1 pseudogene is annotated in these 1,068 nt (G+C 56.1%); it reads left to right on the top strand.

The annotated features are described in order from the left end of the window. Positions 1–56 precede the first annotated feature (56 nt). Positions 57–1,068: pseudogene (locus tag BUA85_RS16465) on the top strand (IS3 family transposase); the annotation flags it as partial.

The raw sequence follows: 1,068 nt of genomic DNA on the forward strand, positions 1-1,068 counted from the left end.
TGATCCTCCCCCTTTGAAGTGGTCCGCCCCTATAGTTAGGAAACGGAGGATCAGATATGGGAATCAAGCGTCATAAACCGGAAGAGATTGTCACTAAGTTACGGCAGGTTGAGGTACTGTGCGGGCAGGGAATGCCGCGCGCCGATGCTATCCGACAGGTGCAGATAACAGAACAGACGTTCTATCGCTGGCGTAAGCAATATGGTGGAATGGGAACTGACCAACTGAAGGAACTCAAACGGCTTCAGAAAGAGAATGATCGACTGCGTCGAGCCGTGTCTGACCTGACGCTGGACAAGTTGATCCTATCTGAGGCTGCACGGGGAAACTACTGAGCCCTTCACGCCGTCGTGCCTGCATTGACCATGTTCGCAGCCAGTTCAGGGTATCGGAGCGGCGAGCCTGTCGTGTCCTGGGACAGCACCGGTCCACACAACGTCGTTTGCCGGTTGGTCGTGCTGACGAGGAGCGTCTAGTGGCCGACATGATTGAGCTGACGCGCCAGTATGGTCGATACGGCTACCGCCGGATCGCAGCGTTGCTCAGAGACGCAGGCTGGTTGGTGAACGATCAGCGTGTCGAACGGCTGTGGCGACGTGAAGGGCTAAAGGTTCCAATGAAGCAACCCAAGAAGGGGCGACTCTGGACGAACGACGGATCATGTATCCGGCTCCGGCCTGAGTATCGCGACCACGTTTGGTCGTATGACTTCGTACATCATCGAACCGATGACGGGAAAGCGTTCCAAACGCTCAACATCCTGGATGAACACAGCCGGGAATGCTTGGCGATCTGGGTGAAACGGAAGCTGAACTCGACAGAGGTCATCGATGCGCTGACGGACTTGTTTATCTTGCGCGGCGTTCCAGACTTCATTCGGTCAGACAACGGCCCGGAGTTCATTGCGCAGGCCGTCCGCGATTGGATTGCAGCCGTCGGCGCTAAGACCGCCTATATTGAGCCGGGATCACCTTGGGAAAACGGATATTGCGAAAGCTTCAATGCACGGCTTCGGGACGAGCTGCTTAACGGCGAGGTTTTCTACTCGCTCAGGGAGGCGCAAATCCT

This window comes from Cognatiyoonia sediminum (assembly GCF_900129845.1).
GTDB lineage: Bacteria > Pseudomonadota > Alphaproteobacteria > Rhodobacterales > Rhodobacteraceae > Cognatiyoonia > Cognatiyoonia sediminum.